Origin of the sequence: Citrobacter sp. C6_1 (genome assembly GCF_014596835.2) — a bacterium.
Taxonomy (GTDB): Bacteria; Pseudomonadota; Gammaproteobacteria; order Enterobacterales; family Enterobacteriaceae; genus Citrobacter; species Citrobacter pasteurii.
The window spans coordinates 3,464,037-3,488,990 of sequence record NZ_CP115031.1 but is presented as its reverse complement, the minus strand read 5'-3'; the positions used below and the strand labels follow the sequence as shown (position 1 = coordinate 3,488,990).

At 54.3% G+C, this 24,954-nt stretch carries 22 protein-coding genes; 4 read left to right on the top strand and 18 right to left on the bottom strand.

What is annotated here, in order from left to right; genetic code table 11:
- Nucleotides 1-17: 17 nt before the first annotated feature.
- Entirely contained in the window at nucleotides 18-1,697 is a 1,680-nt protein-coding gene (gene ybaL / locus IB196_RS16865) for a YbaL family putative K(+) efflux transporter (RefSeq protein WP_005125207.1), read from the bottom strand.
- 225 nt (nucleotides 1,698-1,922) lie between these two features.
- The gene (locus IB196_RS16860) at nucleotides 1,923-3,143 is read right to left on the bottom strand and encodes an MFS transporter (protein ID WP_149691418.1); all 1,221 of its coding nucleotides are present in this window, start codon (nucleotides 3,141-3,143) and stop codon (nucleotides 1,923-1,925) included.
- Between the two features lie 173 nt (nucleotides 3,144-3,316).
- On the opposite strand from IB196_RS16860, the gene ushA reads away from it, so the two are divergent.
- Complete coding sequence (gene ushA, locus IB196_RS16855) at nucleotides 3,317-4,969, top strand: bifunctional UDP-sugar hydrolase/5'-nucleotidase UshA (RefSeq protein WP_188231733.1); 1,653 nt, start codon at nucleotides 3,317-3,319, stop codon at nucleotides 4,967-4,969.
- 107 nt (nucleotides 4,970-5,076) lie between these two features.
- On the opposite strand, the gene ybaK is transcribed toward ushA, so the two are convergent.
- From ybaK to IB196_RS16805, 10 genes are all read right to left on the bottom strand, one after another.
- Entirely contained in the window at nucleotides 5,077-5,556 is a 480-nt protein-coding gene (gene ybaK, locus IB196_RS16850) for a Cys-tRNA(Pro)/Cys-tRNA(Cys) deacylase YbaK (protein ID WP_003021794.1), read from the bottom strand.
- A gap of 201 nt (nucleotides 5,557-5,757) precedes the next feature.
- Complete coding sequence (locus IB196_RS16845) at nucleotides 5,758-6,552, bottom strand: TraB/GumN family protein (protein ID WP_149691416.1); 795 nt, start codon at nucleotides 6,550-6,552, stop codon at nucleotides 5,758-5,760.
- Nucleotides 6,553-6,651: 99 nt separating this feature from the next.
- A complete protein-coding gene (gene copA / locus IB196_RS16840; protein ID WP_188231734.1) occupies nucleotides 6,652-9,153 on the bottom strand; it encodes a copper-exporting P-type ATPase CopA in 2,502 nt (833 codons plus the stop codon).
- A 143-nt stretch (nucleotides 9,154-9,296) separates the two neighbouring features.
- Complete coding sequence (locus IB196_RS16835; RefSeq protein WP_005125214.1) at nucleotides 9,297-10,067, bottom strand: heme ABC transporter ATP-binding protein; 771 nt, start codon at nucleotides 10,065-10,067, stop codon at nucleotides 9,297-9,299.
- Nucleotides 10,064-11,056 carry an iron ABC transporter permease gene (locus tag IB196_RS16830; protein ID WP_005125215.1) on the bottom strand — a complete coding sequence of 331 codons (993 nt, stop codon included), beginning with the start codon at nucleotides 11,054-11,056 and terminating at the stop codon, nucleotides 10,064-10,066. The genes IB196_RS16835 and IB196_RS16830 overlap by 4 nt, the downstream gene beginning before the upstream one ends.
- A 51-nt stretch (nucleotides 11,057-11,107) precedes the next feature.
- Nucleotides 11,108-11,731: an anaerobilin reductase gene (gene chuY / locus IB196_RS16825; RefSeq protein WP_115454530.1), complete on the bottom strand. Its 624-nt coding sequence runs from the start codon at nucleotides 11,729-11,731 to the stop codon at nucleotides 11,108-11,110.
- Nucleotides 11,731-12,225: a heme utilization cystosolic carrier protein HutX gene (hutX, locus tag IB196_RS16820; protein ID WP_003847520.1), complete on the bottom strand. Its 495-nt coding sequence runs from the start codon at nucleotides 12,223-12,225 to the stop codon at nucleotides 11,731-11,733. The genes chuY and hutX overlap by 1 nt, the downstream gene beginning before the upstream one ends.
- Nucleotides 12,226-12,237: 12 nt before the next feature.
- Entirely contained in the window at nucleotides 12,238-13,575 is a 1,338-nt protein-coding gene (gene hutW, locus IB196_RS16815) for a heme anaerobic degradation radical SAM methyltransferase ChuW/HutW (RefSeq protein ID WP_005125220.1), read from the bottom strand.
- A gap of 18 nt (nucleotides 13,576-13,593) precedes the next feature.
- Nucleotides 13,594-14,418, bottom strand: a complete 825-nt coding sequence (locus IB196_RS16810) for an ABC transporter substrate-binding protein (RefSeq protein ID WP_040232667.1) — start codon at nucleotides 14,416-14,418, stop codon at nucleotides 13,594-13,596.
- 2 nt (nucleotides 14,419-14,420) lie between these two features.
- Nucleotides 14,421-16,565 (bottom strand): TonB-dependent receptor, encoded by a 2,145-nt coding sequence (locus IB196_RS16805; protein WP_040232665.1) that lies wholly within the window; start codon nucleotides 16,563-16,565, stop codon nucleotides 14,421-14,423.
- A 289-nt stretch (nucleotides 16,566-16,854) separates the two neighbouring features.
- Here IB196_RS16805 and cueR point away from each other — a divergent pair, with 289 nt between their 5' ends.
- A complete protein-coding gene (cueR, locus tag IB196_RS16800; RefSeq protein ID WP_005125223.1) occupies nucleotides 16,855-17,265 on the top strand; it encodes a Cu(I)-responsive transcriptional regulator in 411 nt (136 codons plus the stop codon).
- Here cueR and IB196_RS16795 read toward each other — a convergent pair.
- The 4 genes from IB196_RS16795 to IB196_RS16780 are packed head-to-tail and all read right to left on the bottom strand — an operon-like array spanning nucleotide 17,262 to nucleotide 21,484.
- Complete coding sequence (locus tag IB196_RS16795; RefSeq protein WP_188231735.1) at nucleotides 17,262-17,978, bottom strand: DUF3142 domain-containing protein; 717 nt, start codon at nucleotides 17,976-17,978, stop codon at nucleotides 17,262-17,264. The genes cueR and IB196_RS16795 overlap by 4 nt on opposite strands.
- Complete coding sequence (locus IB196_RS16790; protein WP_188231736.1) at nucleotides 17,948-20,092, bottom strand: hypothetical protein; 2,145 nt, start codon at nucleotides 20,090-20,092, stop codon at nucleotides 17,948-17,950. Before IB196_RS16790 ends, IB196_RS16795 begins: the two co-directional genes overlap by 31 nt.
- A gap of 19 nt (nucleotides 20,093-20,111) precedes the next feature.
- Entirely contained in the window at nucleotides 20,112-20,570 is a 459-nt protein-coding gene (locus IB196_RS16785) for an NfeD family protein (protein WP_188231737.1), read from the bottom strand.
- Nucleotides 20,567-21,484: an SPFH domain-containing protein gene (locus tag IB196_RS16780; protein WP_003021835.1), complete on the bottom strand. Its 918-nt coding sequence runs from the start codon at nucleotides 21,482-21,484 to the stop codon at nucleotides 20,567-20,569. Before IB196_RS16780 ends, IB196_RS16785 begins: the two co-directional genes overlap by 4 nt.
- A gap of 259 nt (nucleotides 21,485-21,743) precedes the next feature.
- On the opposite strand from IB196_RS16780, the gene fetA reads away from it, so the two are divergent.
- Entirely contained in the window at nucleotides 21,744-22,421 is a 678-nt protein-coding gene (gene fetA, locus IB196_RS16775) for an iron ABC transporter ATP-binding protein FetA (protein ID WP_188231738.1), read from the top strand.
- A complete protein-coding gene (gene fetB, locus IB196_RS16770) occupies nucleotides 22,408-23,187 on the top strand; it encodes an iron export ABC transporter permease subunit FetB (RefSeq protein WP_149691407.1) in 780 nt (259 codons plus the stop codon). The genes fetA and fetB overlap by 14 nt, the downstream gene beginning before the upstream one ends.
- A 78-nt stretch (nucleotides 23,188-23,265) precedes the next feature.
- On the opposite strand, the gene IB196_RS16765 is transcribed toward fetB, so the two are convergent.
- Nucleotides 23,266-24,120, bottom strand: a complete 855-nt coding sequence (locus IB196_RS16765; RefSeq protein ID WP_040232657.1) for a co-chaperone YbbN — start codon at nucleotides 24,118-24,120, stop codon at nucleotides 23,266-23,268.
- Nucleotides 24,121-24,178: 58 nt separating this feature from the next.
- Nucleotides 24,179-24,949 (bottom strand): SDR family oxidoreductase, encoded by a 771-nt coding sequence (locus tag IB196_RS16760; RefSeq protein ID WP_005125230.1) that lies wholly within the window; start codon nucleotides 24,947-24,949, stop codon nucleotides 24,179-24,181.
- Nucleotides 24,950-24,954 lie beyond the last annotated feature (5 nt).

The window sequence follows — 24,954 nt, the reverse complement described above, 5'->3', positions numbered from 1 at the left end:
CCATCCGGCACGTAACATTAACTGGCAGTAGCAACTTCACCGGCAGGCGGCGTTTCAATCATCTCCAGCATGGTGCGGGCGATTTCACGCTCCCCCATGACCACCTGATTGGCACCACGCTCGGTAATGTATTCCACCTCATCGTCATAATGCGCGCGGGCGATAATCTCAATCGACGGGCACTTCTCACGAGCGGAAGCGACAATTTCACCTGCTTCGTAACCATTTGGAATGGTCAGCAGCAGCCAGCGTGCGCAATCCAGGTGCGCCAGATTCATAATTTCCTCGTTGGCGGCGTTGCCCAGCACCGCCCGGATCCCACGCTCGCGCAGTTCATCCACCCGGGTTCGTGAGGTTTCGATAACCACCAACGGGATCCCTGCTGCCATCAGTTTCTCACCCAGCAGGCTGCCGACACGACCAAAACCGACCAGCAGTGCATGATTACAAATATCAACCGGGATCTGCTTCTCTTCTTCGATAGCCTCTTCCAGCGTCTGCTCTTCCAGCGTTTCGGTTTTGGCGAGATATTTCTCTAATACAGCAAACAGTACCGGGTTGAGCATAATGGACAGGATAGCCCCCGCCAGCACCAGATTCTGTCCTGCCTGTGGCAGCAGGTTTAACGCCATTCCCAGACCCGCCAGGATAAAGGCAAACTCACCAATTTGCGCCAGGCTGGTGGCAATGGTGAGCGCTGTGCGTTGGGAGTGGCCAAACAGGCGCACCAGGAAATAGGCGGCAAGGGATTTACCAAAGATGATAATCGCCAGCGTGCCCAGCACTGCCAGCGGCTGTTGGATCAGGACTAACGGATCGAACAGCATCCCGACGGAAACGAAGAACAGTACGGCGAACGCATCGCGCAGCGGTAGGGTATCGTGCGCCGCGCGGTGACTCAGTTCTGATTCATTCAGCACCATACCGGCGAAGAATGCGCCCAGCGCAAAGGAGACATCGAACAGTTCCACTGCGCCAAAGGCGATACCTAAGGCGAGGGCGAGAACTGACAGGGTAAACAGCTCGCGTGACCCGGTAGCGGCGCTGCGTGCCATAATCCACGGTACCAGGCGACGACCCACCAGCATCATAATGGCGATAAATGCCACTACCTTGCCGATGGTAATGCCCATATCGACGGCCAGCGAAGTAAAGCCGACGTTTCCTTTTTCCAGCATTCCGGCGACAGCAGGCAGGAGAACCAGCGTCAGCACCATCATCAGGTCTTCGACAATCAGCCAGCCAATGGCAATTTGCCCGCGCTGGCTGTCAATGAGCTGCCGTTCTTCAAGCGCACGTAACAGTACTACGGTACTGGCGGTTGAAAGACACAGCCCAAAGACGATACCGACCATCAGCGACCAGCCCATCACCGCTGAAAGCGCCATGCCCAGCAGCGTTGCTACCGCTATCTGGGCAATCGCGCCGGGAATGGCGATAGCCTTTACCGCCATCAAATCCTTCAGGGAAAAGTGCAGCCCGACGCCGAACATTAACAGGATCACGCCAAGCTCAGCCAGTTCAGGTGCGAGTTTGGTATCAGCAACAAAACCAGGAGTAAATGGACCGGCCAGAACGCCCGCTAACAGATATCCCACCAGAGGAGAAATACGTAGTTTATTGGCAATCATGCCTAATATAAAAGCGAGCACAAGGCCGCCGACAATGGTGGTGATAAGCGGGGTGGCGTGATGCATTCCGTCTCCTTTGGTTGCTGTGTTGATCCTGAAAACCCAAATTCCGAGTAATAGTTTATGACAATTTTGAAGTTTATGTTTATGAATAATTATTGAATTTTGATGAAAATAGGATTTTAAAGGAAAAAAAGCACGGATCGGAAAACTACGGGGGGATGTTTGAGGCAAACGCTGATGGTCACTGTAAGTGATGACGACCAAAGTTTACCTTTGGCCGTCAGAAAATCAGGCTTTATGTCGGTTATCAGGTAAGAATATGGTCAGTATCCCCAGAAGTGGCAGGAAAGCACATATTTTGTAGACCAAATCGATACTGGTATGGTCGGCAATCAGCCCTAACACCGCGGCTCCCAAGCCACCCATGCCGAAGGCAAAACCGAAAAATAGCCCAGAAACCATGCCGATACGCCCAGGAAGCAGCTCCTGTGCATAGACCAGAATGGCAGAAAACGCTGATGCGAGGATAAAACCAATGATCACGGTTAAAATCCCGGTCCATTCCAGCGTTGCGTAGGGTAAAACGAGGGTAAATGGTGCTACACCGAGGATAGAGCCCCAAATAACATATTTTCTACCAATTTTATCACCCAATGGTCCACCAATTACCGTTCCGGCTGCGACGGCAAACAGGAAGGCAAACAGATGAAACTGGGCATTTTGTACCGATAATCCGAATTTTTGCATCAGATAAAAGGTGTAATAGCTGCTAATGCTCGCCATATAGAAGTATTTGGAGAAAATCAGCACCAGCAGAATGCTTACCGCCAGAACCACTTTATTACGCGGCAACGGATTAACGATGGCGACCTTCGGCTTTCCTTTACTCATCCGATGCTGCGCGGCATACCAACGGCTGATTTGCGCCAGGACGACAATCGCTAATAATGCTGCCAGTACGAACCAGGCCACATTACCCTTACCATATGGCGCGATGATGACAGCCGCCAGCAACGGTCCCAAAGAGCTACCGAAGTTACCACCAACCTGGAAAATCGACTGGGCAAGGCCGTGGCGACCGCCGGAGGCCATACGCGCCACGCGGGACGATTCCGGGTGAAATACCGATGAACCAGTACCGACCAGCGCCGCGGCGAGCAGCACCATATGGAAACTGCCGGCCATGGCCAGCAAAACAAGCCCGCTCAGTGTGAAGCACATCCCAATGGGCAGTGACCACGGCATCGGGTATTTATCCGTCCAGTAACCCACGACCGGTTGCAGCAGCGAAGAAGCAAGCTGGAAGGTCAGAGTAATCATCCCTATCTGCATAAACGTCAGCGAGAACTCTGACTGCAAAAGCGGATAAATCGCGAGAATTAGCGACTGGATCATATCGTTTAGCAGATGGGAGAGGCTGATTGCCCCTAAAATGCCAAATGAGGTGCGTGCTTTAGCAACCGACGCTGACGCGCCAGCCGCTGGCTGGGTTGGTTCACTTATTGCCATAGAAAGTCACTTCTGTTTGGTTGCGATTATGAGGGTAATCTAATTTGTTATTATTACCTGACTAACATACCTGCGGAAGGTGTTTGAAGGAAGTCTCATTTCTGAAAACATTTTCGACTATTATTTCATATCATTGTAATTTCAGTCGTTGATTTTGGCTCAGGGAGAGAAATATGACGTTTTTGAAACGGGGCGTGGCGCTGGCGCTATTAGCCGCATTTGCGCTGGCAGGTCAGCCTGCTCAGGCGTACGAAAAAGATAAAACCTATAAAATCACCATTCTGCATACCAACGATCATCACGGTCACTTCTGGCGTAGCGAATATGGGGAATACGGGCTGGCGGCGCAAAAAACGCTGGTGGACGGTATTCGTAAAGAGGTGGCTGAGGACGGAGGCAGCGTACTGCTGCTTTCCGGCGGTGACATTAATACCGGCGTACCGGAGTCCGATCTGCAGGATGCGGAACCTGATTTTCGCGGCATGAACCTGATTGGCTATGACGCGATGGCGGTCGGTAACCACGAGTTTGATAATCCGCTGACCGTATTGCGCCAGCAGGAAAAATGGTCCAAATTTCCGTTTCTCTCAGCCAATATTTATCAGAAAAGCACCGGCGAGCGTTTATTTAAGCCGTGGGCCATCTTTAAGCGCCAGGATTTAAAAATTGCCGTACTCGGTTTAACCACTGACGATACGGCGAAAATTGGCAACCCCGAGTTCTTTACCGATATCGAATTCCGTAAACCTGCCGATGAAGCCAAACTGGTTATTCAGGAACTGAATATGGGGGAAAAGCCTGACATCATTATTGCCACCACCCATATGGGACATTATGACAATGGCAATCACGGCTCGAACGCCCCTGGCGATGTGGAAATGGCGCGCAGCCTGCCAGCAGGTTCGCTGGCAATGATTGTGGGTGGTCACTCACAGGATCCGGTGTGTATGGCTGCGGAAAACAAAAAGCAGGTGGATTACGTCCCGGGGACACCGTGTGCGCCGGATAAGCAAAACGGTATCTGGATTGTGCAGGCGCATGAGTGGGGTAAATATGTCGGCCGGGCGGACTTTGAGTTCCGCAATGGCGAAATGAAAATGGTCAACTATCAACTCATTCCGGTAAACCTGAAGAAAAAAGTGACCTGGGATAACGGTAAAAGTGAGCGCGTACTCTACACCCCGGAGATTGCTGAAAATCAGCAAATGCTTTCGCTGCTGACGCCGTTCCAGAATAAAGGTAAAGCGCAGTTGGATGTCAAAATTGGCAGCGTCAATGCGCGCCTCGAAGGCGACCGTAGCAAAGTGCGTTTCGTGCAGACTAACATGGGGCACTTGCTGCTCGCTGCGCAAATGGCACGCACTGGCGCTGATTTTGGCGTGATGAGCGGTGGGGGGATTCGTGATTCCATTGAAGGCGGTGATATCACCTACAAGAGTGTGCTGAAGGTACAACCGTTTGGCAACATTGTGGTGTATGCCGATATGAGCGGGAAAGAAGTGATTGACTATCTGACCGCGGTGGCGCAAATGAAGCCGGACTCCGGGGCCTATCCGCAGTTTGCCAACGTCAGCTTTGTAGCGAAAGACGGCAAGCTTAACGATTTGAAAATCAAAGGCGAACCTGTTGACCCAGCCAAAACCTATCGTATGGCAACGCTGAGCTTCAACGCCACCGGCGGTGATGGCTATCCGCGTATTGATAACAAACCAGGCTATGTGAATACCGGGTTTATCGATGCGGAAGTGCTGAAGGAGTACGTGCAGAAGAACTCACCGCTGGATGCCAGTGCGTATGAGCCTAAGGGTGAGGTGAGCTGGCAGTAACAGGGCGGAGTGCCGGATGGCGGTGCTGGCACCTTATCCGGCCTACAGGTCAGTGCGATTTGTAGGCCTTAAAGCTGCGCGCCATCAGGCAATCATTTTAAAATCGCTTAATCCCGGCGGGCGATATCGGCGAATTTCGCATCCAGAATTTTCGCCAGATCGCTCGCCGCCAGTTCAATATCCAGCCCGCGTTTACCACCGGAAACATAAATAGTGTCGAATGTCTGGGCGGGGGCATCAATCAGCGTTGGCAAACGTTTTTTCTGCCCAAGTGGGCTGATACCGCCTACCAGATAGCCGGTAGTGCGTTGCGCGACCATGGGATCGGCCATATCGACCTTTTTGGCGCCCAATGCTTTGGCGACCTTTTTGAGATCCAGTTGACCGGCTACCGGTGTGACGGCGACTGCCAGATGTTTCATATCGCCATTCACGGCAACCAGCAGCGTTTTGTAGACCTGATCCGCATTCAGCCCTAATTTACGAACCACTTCGTCGCCAAAGTTGGTCTCGGATGGATCGTGATCGTAGGTGTGGATCTGAAAAGAAATTTTGTTTTTTTCGAGTAGTTTAACGGCGGGTGTCATAGCAATTTTTCCTGGCCCAGACAAAATACGTCATAAGCATACGCCTGATGGCGGTGGAAAAAATAGTACCATCTTGCGCAATAGTATTGGCAGGATGATGACTTTGAGCGACAATCGACCTACACCGATGCTTTAAGCGTCGGCATAATAATAATGATGAAATTCCTCTTTGACGGGCCAATAGAAATATTGGCCATTTTTTTATCGCATCATCTCCGGTAAGTTTCCCTCTCCATACAGATGCAGTGCGCCCACTGCGACCACATAGTGGCCTGCCGGCATTGCCTTGAGTTTGTCCCGCCAGGCCTCATTACGCTGGTGCATTAATACGTCATATAATGACTGGCTGAATGTGTTGGGTAACGTGAGTGCGCCATTTTGTGGTGGTGATTCAAGCCACCAGCCCATCATTTGTTGCAGCAGTCTGGCGTTGGTGTGCCAGTGCGTCAGGGTATCGTCGAGCAAAGCCAAACCGTTATCAGGCAATTGGCATAACAGGTCGATTTGGCTGGAGGCGCCTTCCAGTTCAATAATGGTTTTTTGCGCCTGTTTAGCCGCTTTGAGCAGTTGGTAGTCAATGCCATATTCCGCCCGTAATCCCAGCTGTTGCGCCTGCGTGGCTTGTAAGATCATGGCTATTTGCCACAGGGGTTGAGTCGAAAACAGGGAAGGGGAAATACCAAGATCGGCAGAAACTTTTTGCAGATTGCGCAACTGCTCTTCGCTGATGCGTTCTTCCAGCGCGGCAAAAACCGGAAGATTGGCAAACGGAGCATCGTCGCCGGAAACATCGGCTTCGACAATTAGCGCATCGGCATGCTTGAGCTTTTTGAGTAATTTGGCAGGCAGAGGCGCCATACCCCGGCTACCCATATGAATACTGCCAATCAGATGGAAATGGCGGTTGCCAGGCAAAGAGATATCGATGGCCGGCCAGGTATAATGGTTGCCGCGCAGTGCAGACCATAATGCTTTTACCCGGTATAACAAATCCATACGACCTCCCTAAGTGGACTTCCATGCTAGCGCGTGGTCCAGGAAGGTGCAATGCGTGATTGCCGGATAGCGCAGTTGACAGCGCCATCCGGCAAAGGGTTACTCTTTCGGTTTGAAGCGCAGCAGTCGGTTGGCGTTGCTCACCACGGTAATAGAAGAGAGCGCCATCGCCGCTCCGGCAACGACCGGGTTGAGCAGCGTGCCGGTGAACGGCCACAAGATCCCGGCGGCAACGGGGATACCGATGCTGTTATAGATAAACGCGCCGAGCAGGTTCTGCTTCATATTGCGCAGCGTTGCCCGCGAGATAGACAGGGCATCGGCAACGCCCATCAGGCTATGACGCATCAGCGTAATCGCAGCGGTTTCAATCGCCACATCGCTGCCGCCACCCATGGCAATACCCACATCGGCCTGGGCCAGGGCTGGGGCATCGTTAATGCCATCACCGACCATGGCGACCTGACGTCCCTGGCTCTGCAGACGTTTAATCGCTTCCGCTTTACCGTCCGGCAGTACGCCCGCTATCACCTCGTCAATACCCGCCTCTTTGGCAATGGCGTTGGCGGTCGTTGGGTTGTCGCCTGTGAGCATCACCAGACGATACCCGGCGCGGTGCAGGCGCTGGAGCGCTGCCACGCTGTCGCTGCGCAGTGGATCACGCACCGCTAACAGAGCCGCGGCTTTACCGTCAATGGCTAACAGCACCGGGGTTGAGCCCTGGGAAGCCTGAGCGGTGATTTCAGCCTCCATTTCTGTGGTGTCGACCTGCTGCTCATTGAGCAGCGCCTGGTTGCCTAACAGAAGCGTATGACCTTCGGTCTCGCCGCTGACGCCTAACCCGCGCAGCGTACGGAAACCGTTGACCTGCGGCAGCGTAACATCGCCCGCTTTGTCCAGAATCGCCCGGGCCAGCGGATGGCTGGAACCCTGTTCAAGGGCGGCTGCCAGGCGAACAGCCATCGCTTCGTCGGTATTGCCAAACGTTTTGATGGCGACAACCTGCGGTTTGCCTTCAGTCAGCGTCCCTGTCTTATCAAAGACGAGAGTATCGAGCGTGCTGGCGCGTTGCAGCGCATCGGCATCGCGTACCAGTACCCCAAACTCAGCGGCACGACCAACCCCGGAGATAATCGACATGGGGGTGGCCAGACCCAGCGCACAAGGACAGGCAATAATCAGGACGGTGGTGGCAATCACCAGCGTATAAACAATTTGTGGCGCCGGGCCAAAGAAGTACCAAATTGCTGCACTCACCAGCGCAATCACCACCACCACCGGAACGAACACCGAGGAGATACGGTCGGCCAGTTTGCCAATCTCGGGCTTACTGCTTTGCGCCTGACGCACCATGCGAATAATGCGCGACAGCGTGGTGTGGCTACCAACAGCGCTGGCGCGAAACAGTACGCTGCCATCCTGGACGACCGTACCGGCGTGGACGCTATCGCCTTCACCTTTTTGCTGCGGGATAGGCTCACCGGTCAGCATTGCTTCATCCAGCCAGGCCTCGCCCTGGGTGATTTCGCCATCTACCGGAACGCGGTCGCCGGTGGTCAGGCGCAGTAACATTCCGGCCTGAACGTCTACCAGCGGTACGTTCTTTTCACCTTCGTCAGTCACGACGCGTGCGGTCGGCGGCGTCAGATCGAGCAGTTTTTCCAGCGCTTTGGACGAGCGCTGGCGAGCCCGCGCTTCCAGCATGTGTCCGAGGTTAATCAGACCGATAATCATGGCACTGGCTTCATAATAGAGATGCCGTGCTTCCATTGGGAACCATTGCGGCCAGAGGTTTACGCTCATGGAATAGAGCCATGCCACTCCCGTGCCCAGCGCGACCAGTGTATCCATGGTTGCGGTGCCGTTCATCAGGCTTTTCCACGCGCTGCGGTAGAAGTGACCGCCTGCGAAGACCATCACGGCGAGTGTTGCCAGACCAATTGCCAGCCACAGGCTGCGGTTGTCGGCACTCACCATCATGTTATCGCCAATCATTCCCCATACCATGACCGGGACACCCAGCAACAGCGCAACCGCCGCCTGCCAGCGAAAACGTTTCATGGTCGCAACGGCGGTTTCCTGCTGGCGTTCGCGACGCTTAGCGTCGTCTTCGATCGCTTCCGCACCGTAGCCGGCTTTTTCCACCGCCTGCACTAAATCTGCAGCGGATGCACTGCCCATTACCAGCGCAGTGCGCTCCGCCAGGTTTACCCGTGCCTGCGTGACACCCGGTACGCTTTGCAATGCATTTTGTACACGGGTCACACAACTGGCGCAGCTCATGCCGTTTAACAGCAACTGTTGGCTGTCATCATCAGCCGTAGCTGCCGGAAGCTCGGAAGGGACCGCTGCCAGTGCTTCCGACGGGATTGTTGACTCCGTCAGCGGTTTAGCCTTTGGGTGGCTTAACTCCGCCCCGTAACCGGCTTGTTTGATGGTTTCAATCAGCGCTTCTGCGCTGGCGCTCCCGGTAACATGCGCCTCTGTCACGGTGACATCCGCTTGCTCAACATCCGGACGTTGTTCGAGACTTTCTTTAACGCGTTTTACGCAGTGACCACAGGACAAACCGTCCAGGGTTAGATCGATTGTTTGAGACATAACCAACTCCTTCATTGCAGGATTAACTGACTGTGATAAAGGTTAAACCTTCCAGCAAGGGGAAGGTCAAGGGCGTTTTTAGAAAAGATGAAAAAAGGGGGCGAAGGGGGAAAAAACGGGAACGTCAGAGCGTTCCCGGTCTGTTATTGATTGAGGACGATAAGCGGCGTTCGATGCTCCGGTTCATTTATGACCGTGAGATCGGCACCATACAGCGCGTTCAGCGCCCGTTGCTTCAGGACATCCTGTGGATACCCGTTATCAACTATCCTGCCGCGTTCCATCAGTACCACGCGGTCGGCATAACGCGCCGCGAGGTTGAGATCGTGCAGGACGCAGCAGACGCTAAACTGCCGTTCGCGCACCAGACGACGCAGCAGACGAAAAAGGTGCTGCTGGTGGTGAATATCCAGGGCGGAGGTGGGTTCATCGAGAAACAACCATTTGGGTCGAGGCTCGGGTTCCCAAAGCTGAACCAGCAGACGTGCCAACTGTACCCGCTGTTGCTCTCCTCCCGACAGGTGCCGATAATCGCGCGCGGCCAACGCCTGGCAATCACACAACGCCATGATGTGTTCCGTTTCATCGCCGGTGTTGCACGTACGATACGGATGCCTGCCCATACGAATGACCTCCTGCACGCTAAACGGGAAAGCCATATGACTGTTCTGGCGCATCACCGCACGGGTTTTTGCCAGCTCGGTGATTGACCACTCGTCCAGCGGCTTGCCGAATAAGCTACAGCGCCCACTGTGAGGTTGCAGATACCCCGTGAGCTGGCGTAGCAGCGTCGATTTCCCGGCGCCATTCGGGCCCAGAATCGCGATAATCTCTCCTTCAGGTAGCGTCAGGGAAACATCATCGGTCAATCGTCTGCCCTGAATGTGGTAAACCAGATTTTCAGCAACGATCATGACACCCTCCGGCTACGCAGGATTAACCACAGAAAATACGGTCCTCCGATCAGGCTGGTTAACAGACCAACGGGCATTTCGGCAGGCTGCACCAGAGTGCGGGCCAGCGTATCGGCAATCAGGAGTAGACAGGCTCCCGCCAGCGTAGAGCAGGGAATCAACCAGCGATGATCGGCGCCGGTAGTCATTCTGATCAGATGCGGGATCACCAGGCCAATAAAGCCAATTACGCCGCTGACGGCAACGGCAGCGCCAACCAGTAGCGAGCTGAGTAACAGTAATTTCTGACGCTTACGTTTGACGTTTACGCCGAGGTAATGCGCCTCTTCATCGCCCAGTTGCAGCAAATTAAGGGTTCCCGCCATACAAACGGTGACAGCAATGGCTGGAAGAACAAACGTGCTGGCGACCAGCAGCGTTGGCCACTGGGCCTGGCCGAGATTGCCCATCATCCACAGCGTAAGTTGACGTAGTTGCTGCTCGTCGCCCACATAGCTCAGTACGCCAATAGCCGAACCGCACAGAGCATTGATAGCGATACCGGCTAACAGCAGTTGCATCATTCCGCCGTGGCTATGACGCTGGCTTATCAGGAAAATAATCGTGCAGACCACCATGCTGCCCGCGACGGCAAAAATCATCTGCTCATACAGCACCAGCACCACGGGGAACGAAAAGGGGATAACGATCGCGATGCCGACCATCAGCGCGGAGCCGCTACTGACGCCAAGCAGGCCAGGATCGGCCATCGGATTGCGAAAAAGCCCCTGCATGATAACCCCTGCTGTCGCCAGCGCCGCGCCTACCAGCACGGCCAGCAACACGCGGGGCAAGCGGATGTTCAACCAAATGTCACGGTATTCGTCGTTGAACAGCGCGCTGAAGCTAATGTTCAGCGCCCCCTGGCTGGCTCCGAAGAGCATCAGAGCGACCAACAACAGAGAAAGACCCGTCAGAATGCTGACGGAAGAAAGCGAGTCCTTAAGCACGCAACGCTCCATAACGTCTTTGCGGCGCGAAGTTCCCGCGCCGCGAGGGGTTTACGCGGGTTTGAGTCCTGGCTCAACCAAACTGTAAATCTGGTTATTGAGTGACGGGGCTGTAGCCAGCTCGTGAATGTGCTTTGCAACATCTGCACGCATCACAAAACCATGGCACTCCTCGGCCTGTATCCGTTGCGCCTGACCTGTGGCTGCACCGTTCAGCAAACCGCCGGGGCGGAGAATGGCGTAGTCCAGTTGACTGGTTTGTAGCCAGCTTTCAGCCAACGATTTTTCCCGTACCGCCTGACCAAATGCGGCCCTGGCGCGTGGGGACAAAAAGGGCCAACTGTCGCCACAGCCAAGCGAAGTCACCAGAATCATGCGTTTGATCTCCGCTTTTTCTGCTTCATCAATGACGGTTCTGTGCGCCAGATAATCCTGGGCACCGCCCATGGAGGAGATCACCGTGGCATGTTGACCCGCTGCGCGACAGGCACAGGCGGTGACCTGGCTGTCGCAGGCGTCGCCAATGAAGACCTGCACACCTTTTTCCTGCAACCCGGCAGCGACCTGCGCGTTGCGAACGACGGCAATCACCGGACGTTGTTCCGCCAGTGCGAGTGCCAGTGTTTTCGCGCCGACGCCGCTACCACCCGCACCAAAAATGAGCCATGGAGCCATCAGGCATGTTCCTTTAAGGATGAAGACAGCGCGTGAAAGGCGCTGACCTGGTCGGCCAGTAGCTGACGATGCTCATCCCGACCGAGGAAAATTTTGAACATAGCGCTACCTGCCTGGTTAAAGAAGAGAATGGACGCGGTGTCCATGCCCATAAATTTGCGTTCAATCAGGGCGATATGTGTGCAGTTTTCTGCCTTGATATGACCGGTCATGCCTTTTTTGCCGCGCAGGTTGAAGTAACCGTGGCGGTGGAATCCTGAAGGTAATTCACCCGTGAATTCCAGAATGACATCAGCAGTATGGACCAGGGTGGTGACTTTGCCCCATTCGCTGACGGTTTCCCAGACGGTATCAAATTGACTGCCGGAAACCAGCGTCGGGGAGGGGAGATTTTTCACCACCTCCAGCAGCGTGGTGTTGTACTGGGCTGCGATAGCTTCCAGCGTACCGTCCGGCTCAGTTTTCAAAAAATCCTGTAAAGAGACATGGCTCATACTTCACTCCTTTTATGGTTGCTCTACCGCAATACGCGGCGCGTTAAGTGCCTGAATCAGTTCATCAAGAGACTGCAAAATATTGCTCGCCCAAAAACGCCCTTCATTGGTCAGGCGCAAACAGGTGCTGGCATCTCGCGTCAGTCCTGCGTGATGCCACTGGGTCAGTAGCGGGATCAGTTTTTGTGCATGAGGCGTCAGTTCATCCAGCGGGACGCGGGCCGTTTCAATGCCGGCCTGGAGGGTGTGTCGCCACTGGAAACCCCGCTCGGCGGTGCGCATCATCATCATGAGCGGTTTTTTTCCGGCGGCGATGGATTCATGCCATGTGGTCAGATTGCGCTCGACCATCCAGGAATAGCCATTGACCGACCCCCCTGCGCCAGAGCCGAATGCCAGACAGTCTGCTCCCTGTTTAATCAGCAGGTTGTACAGATTGCGTTCTCGTGTGGTGCGCGCCCAGTGGCTATTGCTGATGCAGCGCCAGCCCGCGCTGTCCATAAAATCGCAGCCCTGAAGATAGAGGTCGCGACGTTCGGCAGGAGAGGGAACCGTTGTGCGTCCGGTTTCAACCGCTTTGCCAAGCGGCGTATTGGGGATCAGGTTCAGCGCATAAAGGTCTACGCCGTCGAGGCCGATGTCGCGGGCAATCGCCAGATCGTCGCCCCACAGTTTGGCGTCCTGTCCTGGCAGACCAAACAGCAGATCGCAGACCACGGCGGCTCGATCCCGTTTTACCAGCCCCTGCATAAAGGCAATTGCGGTCGGGCCGTCCGAGGTGCGCGCCATTTTCTTGCGGATCCGGCTGTTAAATGACTGAATGCCGATCGAAAACCGATTGGCGCCAGCGTCAAGGCAGGCATCGATTCGGGCGTCGTCAAAATTGAGCACCCGTCCCTCAATGGTGATTTCGCAGTCCGGTGCCAGCGGTAACTTTTCTCGTAGCGCAGTGATGATTCTGGCCAGATCCCGTGCCGACAGCGCAGACGGTGTACCGCCGCCAAAATAGACGGCGTGAATCGGGGCCGACTGATGTAATGCGCTATCGGCTTCCATCTCAATTTCGCGTAATAGCGCGTTGGTGTAGCGGGCGCAGTGATCCTCTTCAAAGCGGTTTTGATAAAACCCACAGAAAGTACAATGGGTTGCACAAAAAGGGATATGCAAATACACCAACCGTTTACGCGGCGGGGTGGGCTGGCTGATGACATCCTGCCAGGTTTGTGACAATAGCTCTTTGGCAACCGGGATCGCCCCACGCCAGGGCATCGTGGCGCGGCGATCCTTAAAGGGCTGACTTCCCTCGAGCGCAAAATGCGCAGTGAGATCCAGCGAGTGTTCAGTTTTCATTGTTCTTTATAAATCCAGTTAGTGAGGCCAGAATTGCTGGTGCAGGGCTTCAACCGCATCGGCGACGCGCGGCCCCATACCCAGAATCAGCGCCTGGTCTACCGCCACAATGCGCTGGTTTTTCCAGGCCGCAGTGTGGGTAATACCGGCGATTGCGCTCAGACGATTCAGATCGCCATCCACCATTTGCGACGTCACCACGATGACCTCCGGGTTGGCCGCGATCAGCGATTCCGCGCTGTAGCTTTTGTACTGCGCGTGAGTGGCGACATTTTGTGCGCCCGCGAGGGTCATAATGGCATCGGCAACGCTACCCTTGCCGGCGACCTGTGGCGCGCTGCCGCCAGCGGAGAGAATGAACATGGCTTTGACCGGCGCGTTTTTCGCTGCCACGCTGTGCTGAACGCGATCCAGACGTTGACGTATGCGATCGATCAACGTCTCACCTTGTTCAGGAATGCGCAGGGTTTGAGCCAGTTCCCGAATGTTGGCGTACATCTGCTCAACGGTGGCCGGGACGCGCGGCAACGTCACGACGTTAACTTTTTGCGCCCTAAGTTGATCCAAAACGATTTGAGGGCCTGCATCCTGCCAGGTGATAAAGCTGTCCGGATGCAGTGATAAAATGCCCTCGCTGCTTAACTGCTTCCAGTAGCCGATATGCGGGAGTGCGGCAGTTTCGGGCGGGTACGAGGTGGTTTCATCGACGCCGACCACCCGGTTGCCGACGCCCATGGCGTAAATCAGTTCGCTAAGCGATCCGCCCGCTACTACCAGGCGGTCGGCGGAGTGGGCGCTGAAAACACAGGCGAGGCTCAGTAAGCCAATCATGAGTTTTTTCATCGTCAGAAATTCCACGCAAAGCCAACGGCGGCGTTGAAACCCGCGGCTGGAATAGATTCATGCGCGGTTCTGTAACGCTTGTCGGTCAGGTTGTTAAGCGCGAGGTTGACCTGATACTGGTCTTGCGGACCAAACTCGGTGTTGAATGCGAGGTTAAGCGTGGCCCAGCCCGGGTAATTAATTTCCGTAGTACCGGTATTATCTTTGGCGCTGGACGCCGCGCGGATAAAGACATCGGACGTTACGTTAGCGACATTCATCAACCAGGTATGTTTCAGACCCACGCGCCCGGTCAGCGTAGGTTCGCCGGTATCCCAGGTTTTAATCGTGTCGCCCTCGTACTGACGGCGAATGAGATTACCGCTCAGGTAAGGTGAAACCGCCCAGCCGTTGTATTCTGCGGTGAGTTCCATACCCCAGGTTTTGGCCCGATCGATGTTGTCGTAGTAGTTGTAGCCGCCACGTGAAGAGGTGCTGTTACCGTAGCAAACGGGTTGGCCTGCACAGGCCAGACTGGCGATATAGTCTTTAGCTTCGGAGTAATAAATGGCGCCGTCTATCAGCCACATATTCCCTTTATACCGCGCGCCTAACTCATAGTTATTCGAGTGTTCCGCCTTCAGATTTGGGTTGCCGTAGGTCACGCTGCCGCCTGCGGACGTCTGCGTGAACAGCTGAGTCAGCGTAGGGAAGACATAGCCCTGGGCGTATGCTGCCCGGAGTTCAAGATCTTCAAAACCGGAATAACGCAGGCTGGTTGAGGTCACCAGTTCATCATCGTGAACGGAATTTCCCCCGGTAGATTGCCAGGTCGTACCGCTGCTTTGGATAGTTTGCGTATCGTTGCGATTGAGTTTCGAGGACAGCCAGTACTGGCGTGCGCCGACGGTCCACGTCCAGTCATCGGCAAAGCGCCAGTCGTTTTGCGCGAATAACGAGGTGTTGCTTTGCTCCGCTTCGTTGTATGACAGCGTGCGGGTTTGCGTATCGAAGAAGCCGGTAGCCGCGGTCTGGCGCGTGTTGCCGTCCGTGTCCTGTTTTATTTTGTCATGCTGGTACTGAGTGCCAATCACCAGCTCGTTGTTAGCGGGCAGGGAGAAGTTGCTTTGTAGCGTTACCCCTTGGGTATACTGTTTGTCGTTGGTATTGGTCTGATTGCTGACCGTCAGCGCTTTAATCATCGGGCTGGGGATAACCTGGGTCGTTTTGACCCGGTTTTCAAATTTGCGCTCTATTGTCTGGGTGTATGCGTCAACATGGATGTTCTTCAGGTAATCCCCATCGGCCGCGTAGTCGTAGAAAAGACCGATTTTCTCGCGTTCCAGCTTAGGAATTTTGACGCTAAAGTCGTCGAACTGACCTTCCGGGTCGTCAAACCAGGTTTGAGTGGACAGCTTATAACGGTCAAGGGAGAGCCCAATTTTGTGGCGATCGAAGTTGTAGCCAAGCCACACGCCCTGGCCGTTATTACGGAAGTTGGTGTCGGGTAATCTTCCGTCAGGTGTGTCGCGGTCGCCCTGGTCGGAATAGCTGCCATTGATGCGGTAGTCAAAGTTACCGATGCTGCCCCAGGCCGCTGCCGACTCTTCCCATCCTGCCGTTGCGGAGTTATAAACAGCCTTAACGCTACCGCCGAGGGGCTTATCGCCGCCTTTTTTGGTAATAAAGTTCACGACGCCGCCAATCGCCTGCGAACCGTAGAGGACAGAATAGGGGCCTTTGACCACTTCAATACGTTCCAGCGCGGATTCATCAATCAGCAAACCGGCTCCGTAGTTTTGTCCGGCACGTTGGTAACTGACGACCTGGCCGTCGATCAAAATCAGCACCCGCGAAGACGCTTCGCCACGGATACGAATTTGTTTCCGCCCTGCGAGGGCGTTATCGGTGACTTCGACGCCGGGAATATCTTGTAAATCATCAGCAATAGAAACGCTGGTGGAATTTTGCAGCGTCTGGCGATCGATAACCTGGATGGTTGCCGGGCTATCCCAAAGACTACTTTCTGTGCGGTTAGCCGTGACGATAACCGTGTCTTCTTCGGACGTAGAAGCGTGAGTTGGAGAGGTGGCTGCAAAAGCGGCGCCGGACATGCATAATGTCAGGGCTGAAAGAATAAATGGCCTTTGGTTATTCCGTGGCAACATAAGAGAACCTTTATTGAATGTAAATGATCATCATTATCATTCGCATTTATATATAAAATTGTTTCCCTCTGTTCAAGATGAAAGATGTAGAACCAATATATCTTTTGATTTGAGTCAATTTCGTACAGTCATTAAATGTAGAAATGTGATCTGAATCGAATATAACAATGTGAATTAAAAGGATTTATGCATCGCGGTGATGGTGGGAAATGCGCAGGGTTCTCGGGTCAATCATTAGGACAATCTGGGCTATAATGGGCTCAGTACCAACAATATCCGCGGGGGAAATGTGAATATTAGCGATGTTGCGAAAAGAACCGGTTTGACCAGCAAAGCGATACGCTTTTATGAAGAAAAAGGCTTAGTGACGCCGCCGCTGCGTAGCGAAAATGGCTATCGCACCTACAACCAACAGCATCTGAATGAACTTACGCTGCTGCGCCAGGCGCGGCAGGTTGGCTTTAACCTGGAAGAGTGCGGTGAGCTGGTAAATTTGTTTAACGATCCGGCGCGTCACAGCGCGGATGTCAAAAAGCGCACGTTAGAAAAAGTGGCGGACATCGAGCGGCATATCAGCGAGCTGCAGGCCATGCGCTTGCATTTGCTGGCATTGGCGGAGAGTTGCCCTGGCGATGACAGCGCCGAATGCCCGATCATGGATAACCTCTCCGGCTGCTGCCACCATAAAGCGAAGGCCTAGCCGCGAGGTGGTTGCAGCATAAAGACCACCGTACCGCGATACCACGCTGACTTTTCCAGTTGCGCTTCAGCCTGCACATCCCGGCTCCCGTGTTGTACCAGCCCGAGCTTAAACGGAATGCGTAACCGGGTGAGTGCGGGCAGATACGCCTGATAGTTGGCTACCGTGTGATGTCCCTGATAGCTCTGCACCACCAGTTCATCAACCGGTAACGCGTTCAGCGTGGCGACATCGCCGGTCTTGGCCCAGTCCAGCAGTCCGGTCACCCCAAGAGCGAACTCCGACGGCAGCTGCTGGCGCAGCTGTTGCAGAAAACGGGCGTAATCGGCGAGCTGGTGAGTCGCGGCGTCAAAATCAACCTGCAGGCCGACCACGTGATTGCCAGCCGCCTGCCAGCGTTGCATTAATCGTATAATGCGCGCCGGGATCGCCTCCGGTACGTCGAGCGTGGTAAAGCGCACGGTCAGCCAGATTGAGGGAAAGGACAGGCGGCTGACCGGCAGTCCGAGACGCTGGAAAACCACGTTACCTGAACGAATCAGCACCTCACCCTGATGCAGATAGACCGTTTGCGCGTCTTTAAGCTCATCACTGGCCTTCACGCCGGACCACAGCCAGAAGGCCGGATGTTCACGGGCGGCGACGATATCCGCCGCCTGCGGCTGGCCTGTCAGCAGCGCGGTTACCAGTAGTATTTGAGTTTTTGCGCCCACGGAGTTCCCGGATACTGCGTTTTCAGTTGGGTGAACCAGCCTTTACGCTGCAGTTTATCCACTTCCTCACCGCCGCACTCGTTAGAGCCTGACGGCGCATAGCACATGATGGCGCGATACAGCGCGAAGCTCTTGTCTTCAACCTCTGCTTTCGGCGAAGTGATTACCTGCTGATAGTAGCTTTGCCTGTCGAACTGGCCGAACGGCTCCTTGCGCGATATTGCTGATTCAAGCACATCGTTGCCGGCACTGTTTTTCCACAAATCAACGTGGGTTTGCGTGGTGCGGAAGAATTCGCCTAAGCAGTTCAGCGCGTGGGCATCATCCGCTTTTTTGTTTAATACCGTTACCGTTTCATTGAGGCTGCGACAGGTGTAACCGGCTTGAGCTGCATCGCCATTCCAGTCGAAAATACTCAGATTAACGTCATCAAACACGTCGCCAATAACCGGTGGAGTAATGGCGCTGGCCAGTTTTCTGTCATTCAACCAGTCGCCAAAGCGGTTTTCGGTAAGATCGCGTACCAGCAGCGTATGCAGGGCGATGGTACGCTCTTCATTGTTAGGTCCATGGATGGCCTGCTGGCGCAGCAGTTCAGGCGAGGCCTGTGTTTTCAGGATCTGCGAGCGAAAACGCAGGTTGGTTACTGCGCTTTCTGGGGCAAATACCGCCGCCACGTCGCCGCTATAAACCAGCGTTGCGGCGAGCTTAGCCTGTACATACTGCTGCTGTTCGTTGTCCTGGCTGAGTTTTAGCAATTGCTGCCAGAAATCACGCGCCGCGCTCCAGTTCTTCTGGCCCATCAGCGCTTCGCCGTACAGCACTTGTTCGCTGAAGGCGAGGGTATCGTGAGCGGCAAGTTTCTGCGCTGGCGTAACTGCCTGAATAATCGCCGCATAGTCCCCTGTCGCCAGCCACAGATTCAGTTGCAGATCGCGCCATAGCGGCAATTTTTGGCTCTGCTCAAACACCGGTTTGCTGGCATCGAGCTGCGACTGCGTCAGCGTGGGGTTACTGTTGTTATCCAGACGCAGCGCCCGCAGCAGTTCGATATAGCTGACAAGCGGCGCATCGGGAAAGGCTTCTACCACGGACTGTTCGTAGAACGCCATACCGTAGACATTATCGTATTCGATGACAATTTCACGCAGTTGCCGAGCGTCAGCAGACTGCTGGAGCGTCTTCTCATACAACCCGGCCAGCTGCGGCCACGCCTGTAAATACCAGTTAATGCGACGCAGCATGCCGCGCGCGGAGTCGGCGTAAAGCCCCTGCGGGAAGCGTTGCAGATAGGCTTGCGCCTGCGTCTGAGCCTGAGTCGCGTCCTCGCGGTTAATTTTTGCAATATCAAAATCGCCGTACTCGCCCACGCTGTTCTGGCTGCTCTTGTTTAACGCCGCACGCATCAGCATGTACTGCGCGGTCTCTGCCAGCCACGGACGCTCACTGTTGGCAAGCTGAGTGAAATCCCGTTCGGCGCTGGCATAATCACCGGCATAGAAACTGGCAGCCGCGGCCAGATAATTTTTATAGGACTGAGCCGGTGAGTCAGCCGGGAGGGTGGCAAGCGAAGACTCAATTTGCTCGCGGGTTGCCCCGGATAGCAGCCCTGTACGTGCCTGGGCTAAGGCCTGGCGCTGTTCCGTCGTTAACGTCGAGTCGACCAGCAGTGCGGCAAAAAACGCGCTGACGCTCTCGGTGTTATTCGAAACATGACGGTTCTCAAGCTCAGTGTCGTTGACGTTTATTTCGTCTGCGTGAATGTTCAGTTCGGCCATCTGTCGGGAGAGTGGGCTGTCTTCGCCGGATACTGGAGCAGCGGCTGGCGGCGGGGCAACGTCATCCCACTGCGGATGATACGCAAAATAGAAATCGCGGGAGCGGGTGATGTCCGCTGGCATCGACTGCACCGGCAGAGCAAATGATTTTTCCTGGCTCAGCAGTCGCAGCAGGTTATCGCGGCTGTCGTTTTCCGGATTAAAGGTCGGCGTGCCTTTCAGCAGGCAGCTGTCGTCGCTCCATTTGCAGTCTTCCATATCGAAAGAGGCGAATGCCTGCGGGGCGGCGATCAGTAACGTGCAAAGGGCAAAGGCAAGGGGTGTCTTCCTGACCATAGTCTTATTTCCTGTCTTTTTAGTGTGATATCGCTTTAATAATCAGGGTGATCCCTTCAACAGCAATGACTTCAACCTGCGTTCCGGCGCTCAAATCGTCGCGGGCGCTGACGGGCCATGAGCTATCGCCGACGCGCATATGTCCACGGCCATTGACCAGGCCAGTTTCCAGAATAAATCGACGGCCAACCAGCTGCTGCCCGCGCTGGTTAAGATGGCTGTCGGCGGGTTTCTGCTCCTGAACGCGCCTTGCCAGCCATTTCCACCACAGCCAGGCCGCCAGCAGGGTGAGGGCGGCGAACATCGCCCCCTGCCACGCCCAGTCTAGCGGAACGAGCCAGACGACCAGACCGGTAATTACTGCCGCTACGCCGCTCCACAACAGATAGCCGTTACCACCCAGCATCTCGGCGGCGAGTAGCAAACCGCCGAGGCTGAGCCAGAAGATGTGCGGGTGCACCAGAATCATCGCTATCATGATTTTTTCCGCTCGCTGGCGCTGTCTTTCACCAGTTCGGCGATCCCGGCAATGGAGCCCATCAGGCTGCTGGCATCCAGCGGCATCATCACCACTTTGCTGTTATTCGACGAACCGATATGTTGCAGTGCTTCGGTGTATTTCTGTGCCACAAAGTAGTTCACAGCCTGAATATCCCCGGCGGCAATGGCCTCAGAAACCATCTGCGTTGCGCGAGCCTCGGCTTCTGCGGAACGTTCACGCGCTTCAGCCTGTAAAAACGCGGACTGGCGTTCACCTTCTGCTTTCAGGATTTTCGACTGCTTCTCACCTTCGGCCTTGACGATTTCTGCCTGACGGATCCCTTCGGCTTCAAGAATGTAGGCACGCTTGGTACGTTCGGCTTTCATCTGCGCGTTCATCGCGTCGATAAGTTCGGCTGGTGGGCGCACATCGCGGATCTCGATACGGGTGATTTTGATGCCCCAGGGATTCGTGGCTTCATCAACAATATGCAGCAGGCGCGTGTTAATGTTGTCGCGTTGGGAGAGCATTTCGTCGAGTTCCATCGAGCCGAGAACGGTACGAATGTTGGTCATGGTCAGGTTGATGATCGCCAGTTCCAGGTTGCTGACTTCATAGGCCGCCTTCGGCGCGTCGATGACCTGAATAAAGCAGACGGCATCAATGGCGACGTTGGCGTTATCTTTGGAGATGACTTCCTGAGAAGGGATATCAAGCACCTGTTCCATCATGTTGATCTTACGACCGATGCGGTCCATGAACGGCACCACAAGGCTTAAACCTGGTTGCAGGGTCTTGGTGTAACGGCCGAAACGTTCCACCGTCCATTGGTATCCCTGCGGGACGATTTTGACGCCAGCGCCGACGATGACCAGCGCGACAAAAATAAGAATAGGAATAAAAATGAGCATTGATGAAACCTCCTGTTGTGCTGTCCTTTACTGCCTCATTAATCAAATTATACCCGATTTATCAAGGGGGGATCCCTTATAATAAATTACAGGCATATACCCTTCATACTTCAAGTTGCATGTGCGTTAGCTACGTTAGCTCACCCCAGTCACATAGTTAGCTATGCTCCTGGAGATTCGCTCACTTGCCGCCTTCATGCAACTCGAATTATTTTGGGTATAGACTGTCTGCACGAAAGATGTAAAAAAGGGATGGGTAATGGAAGAAAGCAGTATTTTGCTTCAGTTAAAAAATGTCGCATGGCAGGCAGGGGAGACGCAGGTTCTCAATAACATCTGTTTTGATCTCCGCGCCGGAGAATTTAAGCTGATTACCGGCCAGTCCGGCTGCGGGAAAAGTACGTTACTCAAGATTGTGGCGTCATTAATGAGTCCGACTGCCGGTGAAATTCTCTTTGAAGGCAAGGAGATCAATACCCTCAAGCCGGAAACGTATCGCCAGCAGGTCTCTTATTGCGCGCAAACGCCCGCTTTGTTTGGTGACACCGTTTACGACAACCTCATTTTCCCCTGGCAAATCCGTAACAAACGTCCGGATCCGGATGTGTTTCTGGCCGATCTGGCTCGTTTTGAGCTCCCCGAGACGATCCTCAAAAAAAGCATAAATGAGCTGTCCGGTGGCGAGAAGCAGCGCGTCTCGCTAATTCGTAATTTACAGTTTCTGCCGAAAATCCTGCTGCTCGATGAAATCACCAGCGCGCTGGATGAAGCTAATAAACGTAATGTGAACGAGCTAATTCACCACTATGTGCGCGATAAGAATATTGCTGTGCTGTGGGTGACGCACGACAAAGATGAAATTAATCATGCGGATAATGTCATTATCCTTCAGCCGCATGCCGGAGAAATGCAGGAAGCACGCAATGAACGAGCATAATATTACCAATGAGTCCCTGGCATTAGCGATGATGCTGGTGGTGGTGGCGATCCTGATTAGCCACAAAGAAAAACTGGCGCTGGAGAAAGATATTCTCTGGAGCGTTTGCCGGGCGGTGGTTCAGCTGATTATCGTCGGCTATGTGCTGAAATATATTTTTGGCGTTAACCACAGCATTCTGACCTTACTGATGGTGCTGTTTATCTGCTTTAACGCGGCTTATAACGCGCAAAAGCGCAGTAAATATATTGATAAAGCTTTCCTCTCGTCGTTTATCGCCATCACGGCGGGGGCGGGATTAACGCTGGCGGTGCTGGTTTTGTCTGGGTCTATCGAGTTCACGCCGATGCAGGTGATCCCGATCTCCGGCATGATTGCAGGCAATGCGATGGTGGCAGTGGGGCTGTGTTACAACAATCTGGGGCAGCGGTTTAACAGCGAACAGCAGCAAATTCAGGAAAAACTCAGCCTCGGCGCGACGCCGAAAGTGGCCTCCGCGCCGCTGATTCGCGACAGCATTCGCGCCTCGCTGATCCCAACGATCGACTCTGCGAAAACGGTAGGGCTGGTGAGTTTACCAGGGATGATGTCCGGGTTGATCTTCGCGGGTATTGATCCGGTAAAAGCGATTAAGTATCAGATTATGGTGACGTTTATGCTGCTTTCTACCGCCAGCCTGTCAACCATTATCGCCTGCTATTTAACCTATCGGAAGTTCTATAATTCGCGCCACCAATTAGTCGTAACGCATTTGAAGAAGACGTGATGTGATGCCGGAGGGATCGGTATTGGCAGAATTTCCAGGCCCGATAAGCGCAAGCGCCATCGGGCAAAATCAAACGGATTAGTACAACAGCGCGTACAGCTGGCGGCGGTATTTTGAGGCCAGCGCATCGCCGGTTCCCAGCGCGGCAAGGATCTCCTGGAAGGTCTTACGTGCCTGACCGTCGGCGGCAGTGAGATCTTTCTTCAGGTGGCTGAACAGCAGTTCCAGCGCTTCTTCGTTACGTCCAACCTGGTGCAATTGAATAGCCAGCTGCGTTGCCAGTGCTGCATCCTGCGGGTTATTCGTAACCTGTTGCTGTAACTGCTGAATTTCTGGCGTATCTGCCGCCTGCTTCAGCAGTTCAATTTGCGCGACCAGCCCCTGATAACGGGTATCCTGATCCTGCAAAGGGATAGTTTTGAGTACAGCTTCGGCATCTTCAGAACGATTCAGCGCGATTTGCGTTTCCGCCAGCAGCAGGCCAATTTCGCTGCTCTGGTTGGAGATCTGCCAGGCTTCTTTCAGCAGCGGCAGCGCGTCGGCGTGATTACCTGCTTCGATGAACTCAATCGCCTGGCGTGCTTTCAGCTCTTCTTCGCTCGGCAACACTTTCTCCAGCAGCGCGCGGATAACTTCTTCCGGCTGCGGGCCCTGGAATCCGTCCACTGGCTGACCGTTCTGGAACAGATAAACCGTAGGGATGGCGCGCAGGCCAAACTGAGAGGCGATCATCTGCTCGGCATCGCAGTCGAGCTTGGCGAGAATAAACTGACCGTTGTACTGGGCGGCAAGGCTCTCCAGTACCGGCGTCAATTGCAGGCAGTGCTGACTGCGCTCAGACCAAAAATAGAACAGGACCGGCGTGGTCATCGACTGTTCAAGGGTCTGCTGCAGGTTTGATTCGTTAATGTTAACAATATTCTGTGTGGACATGGAGTTACTCTCTTTTGTCGATTTCTTGTTACATGGGGGCTGACGCGCGTGCTTCAACTCAACCCTGTAAAATTTTGTCCATTATGCGGCCTGGCAACAGGCGTTTAAGTAGCATCACTGCCCAGGTCACCAATGTAACCGGATAACGTAGCTTCGGTTTGTCGTTCTCAAACGCATGACGCACTTTGGCGACGACTGCTTCTGGTCCTAGCGTAAAACGTGCGGCAATTCCGGGGTTTTCCACGGGAGCATCACGTTGAGTCTGGTTGACGTTTTCAGTAAAGCGGGTGCGAATGGGGCCGGGTTCAATCAGGCTGACCTTAATTCCGCTATGGCGCAGTTCCATGCGCAGCGCGTCGGACCAGGCTTCCAGCGCATATTTGCTGGCGGCATAGGCGCCGCGTCCCGGCGTTGAGATCAATCCCATCACCGACGAGGTCATCACGATACGTCCTTCGCCGTGAGGGAGCATAGCGGGCAACAGGCGCATGGTCAGTTGATGCGCGCCAAAGAAGTTGGCGGAAAACTGCTGCTCCATTTGCTCGCGGCTAATGGTGGGCAGTGGGCCATAGACGCCGTATCCGGCGTTGTTAAAGATCCCATACAAACGGTTATCGGTCAGGGCGATCACCTCATCGGCGGCGCGATCCACGCTTTCGGGTGAGTCCAGATCCAGCAATACGCCGGTGAATCCCATGCCGTTCATGCGCGCGACATCGTCAGGTTTGCGACAACCAGCCAGAATTCGAAAACCCTGGCGTTTAAGCTCAAGCGCACTTTCCAGGCCAATACCACTGGAACATCCTGTTATTAAGACCGATTTTTGCATAACTT

Coding starts and splice junctions, on each gene's coding strand:
- ybaL (WP_005125207.1), bottom strand. CDS start 1,697: ATGCATCACGCCACCCCGCTTATCACCACCATTGTCGGCGGCCTTGTG.
- IB196_RS16860 (WP_149691418.1), bottom strand. CDS start 3,143: ATGGCAATAAGTGAACCAACCCAGCCAGCGGCTGGCGCGTCAGCGTCG.
- ushA (WP_188231733.1), top strand. CDS start 3,317: ATGACGTTTTTGAAACGGGGCGTGGCGCTGGCGCTATTAGCCGCATTT.
- ybaK (WP_003021794.1), bottom strand. CDS start 5,556: ATGACACCCGCCGTTAAACTACTCGAAAAAAACAAAATTTCTTTTCAG.
- IB196_RS16845 (WP_149691416.1), bottom strand. CDS start 6,552: ATGGATTTGTTATACCGGGTAAAAGCATTATGGTCTGCACTGCGCGGC.
- copA (WP_188231734.1), bottom strand. CDS start 9,153: ATGTCTCAAACAATCGATCTAACCCTGGACGGTTTGTCCTGTGGTCAC.
- IB196_RS16835 (WP_005125214.1), bottom strand. CDS start 10,067: ATGATCGTTGCTGAAAATCTGGTTTACCACATTCAGGGCAGACGATTG.
- chuY (WP_115454530.1), bottom strand. CDS start 11,731: ATGGCTCCATGGCTCATTTTTGGTGCGGGTGGTAGCGGCGTCGGCGCG.
- hutX (WP_003847520.1), bottom strand. CDS start 12,225: ATGAGCCATGTCTCTTTACAGGATTTTTTGAAAACTGAGCCGGACGGT.
- hutW (WP_005125220.1), bottom strand. CDS start 13,575: ATGAAAACTGAACACTCGCTGGATCTCACTGCGCATTTTGCGCTCGAG.
- IB196_RS16810 (WP_040232667.1), bottom strand. CDS start 14,418: ATGAAAAAACTCATGATTGGCTTACTGAGCCTCGCCTGTGTTTTCAGC.
- IB196_RS16805 (WP_040232665.1), bottom strand. CDS start 16,565: ATGTTGCCACGGAATAACCAAAGGCCATTTATTCTTTCAGCCCTGACA.
- IB196_RS16790 (WP_188231736.1), bottom strand. CDS start 20,092: ATGGTCAGGAAGACACCCCTTGCCTTTGCCCTTTGCACGTTACTGATC.
- IB196_RS16785 (WP_188231737.1), bottom strand. CDS start 20,570: ATGATAGCGATGATTCTGGTGCACCCGCACATCTTCTGGCTCAGCCTC.
- IB196_RS16780 (WP_003021835.1), bottom strand. CDS start 21,484: ATGCTCATTTTTATTCCTATTCTTATTTTTGTCGCGCTGGTCATCGTC.
- fetA (WP_188231738.1), top strand. CDS start 21,744: ATGGAAGAAAGCAGTATTTTGCTTCAGTTAAAAAATGTCGCATGGCAG.
- fetB (WP_149691407.1), top strand. CDS start 22,408: ATGAACGAGCATAATATTACCAATGAGTCCCTGGCATTAGCGATGATG.
- IB196_RS16765 (WP_040232657.1), bottom strand. CDS start 24,120: ATGTCCACACAGAATATTGTTAACATTAACGAATCAAACCTGCAGCAG.
- IB196_RS16760 (WP_005125230.1), bottom strand. CDS start 24,949: ATGCAAAAATCGGTCTTAATAACAGGATGTTCCAGTGGTATTGGCCTG.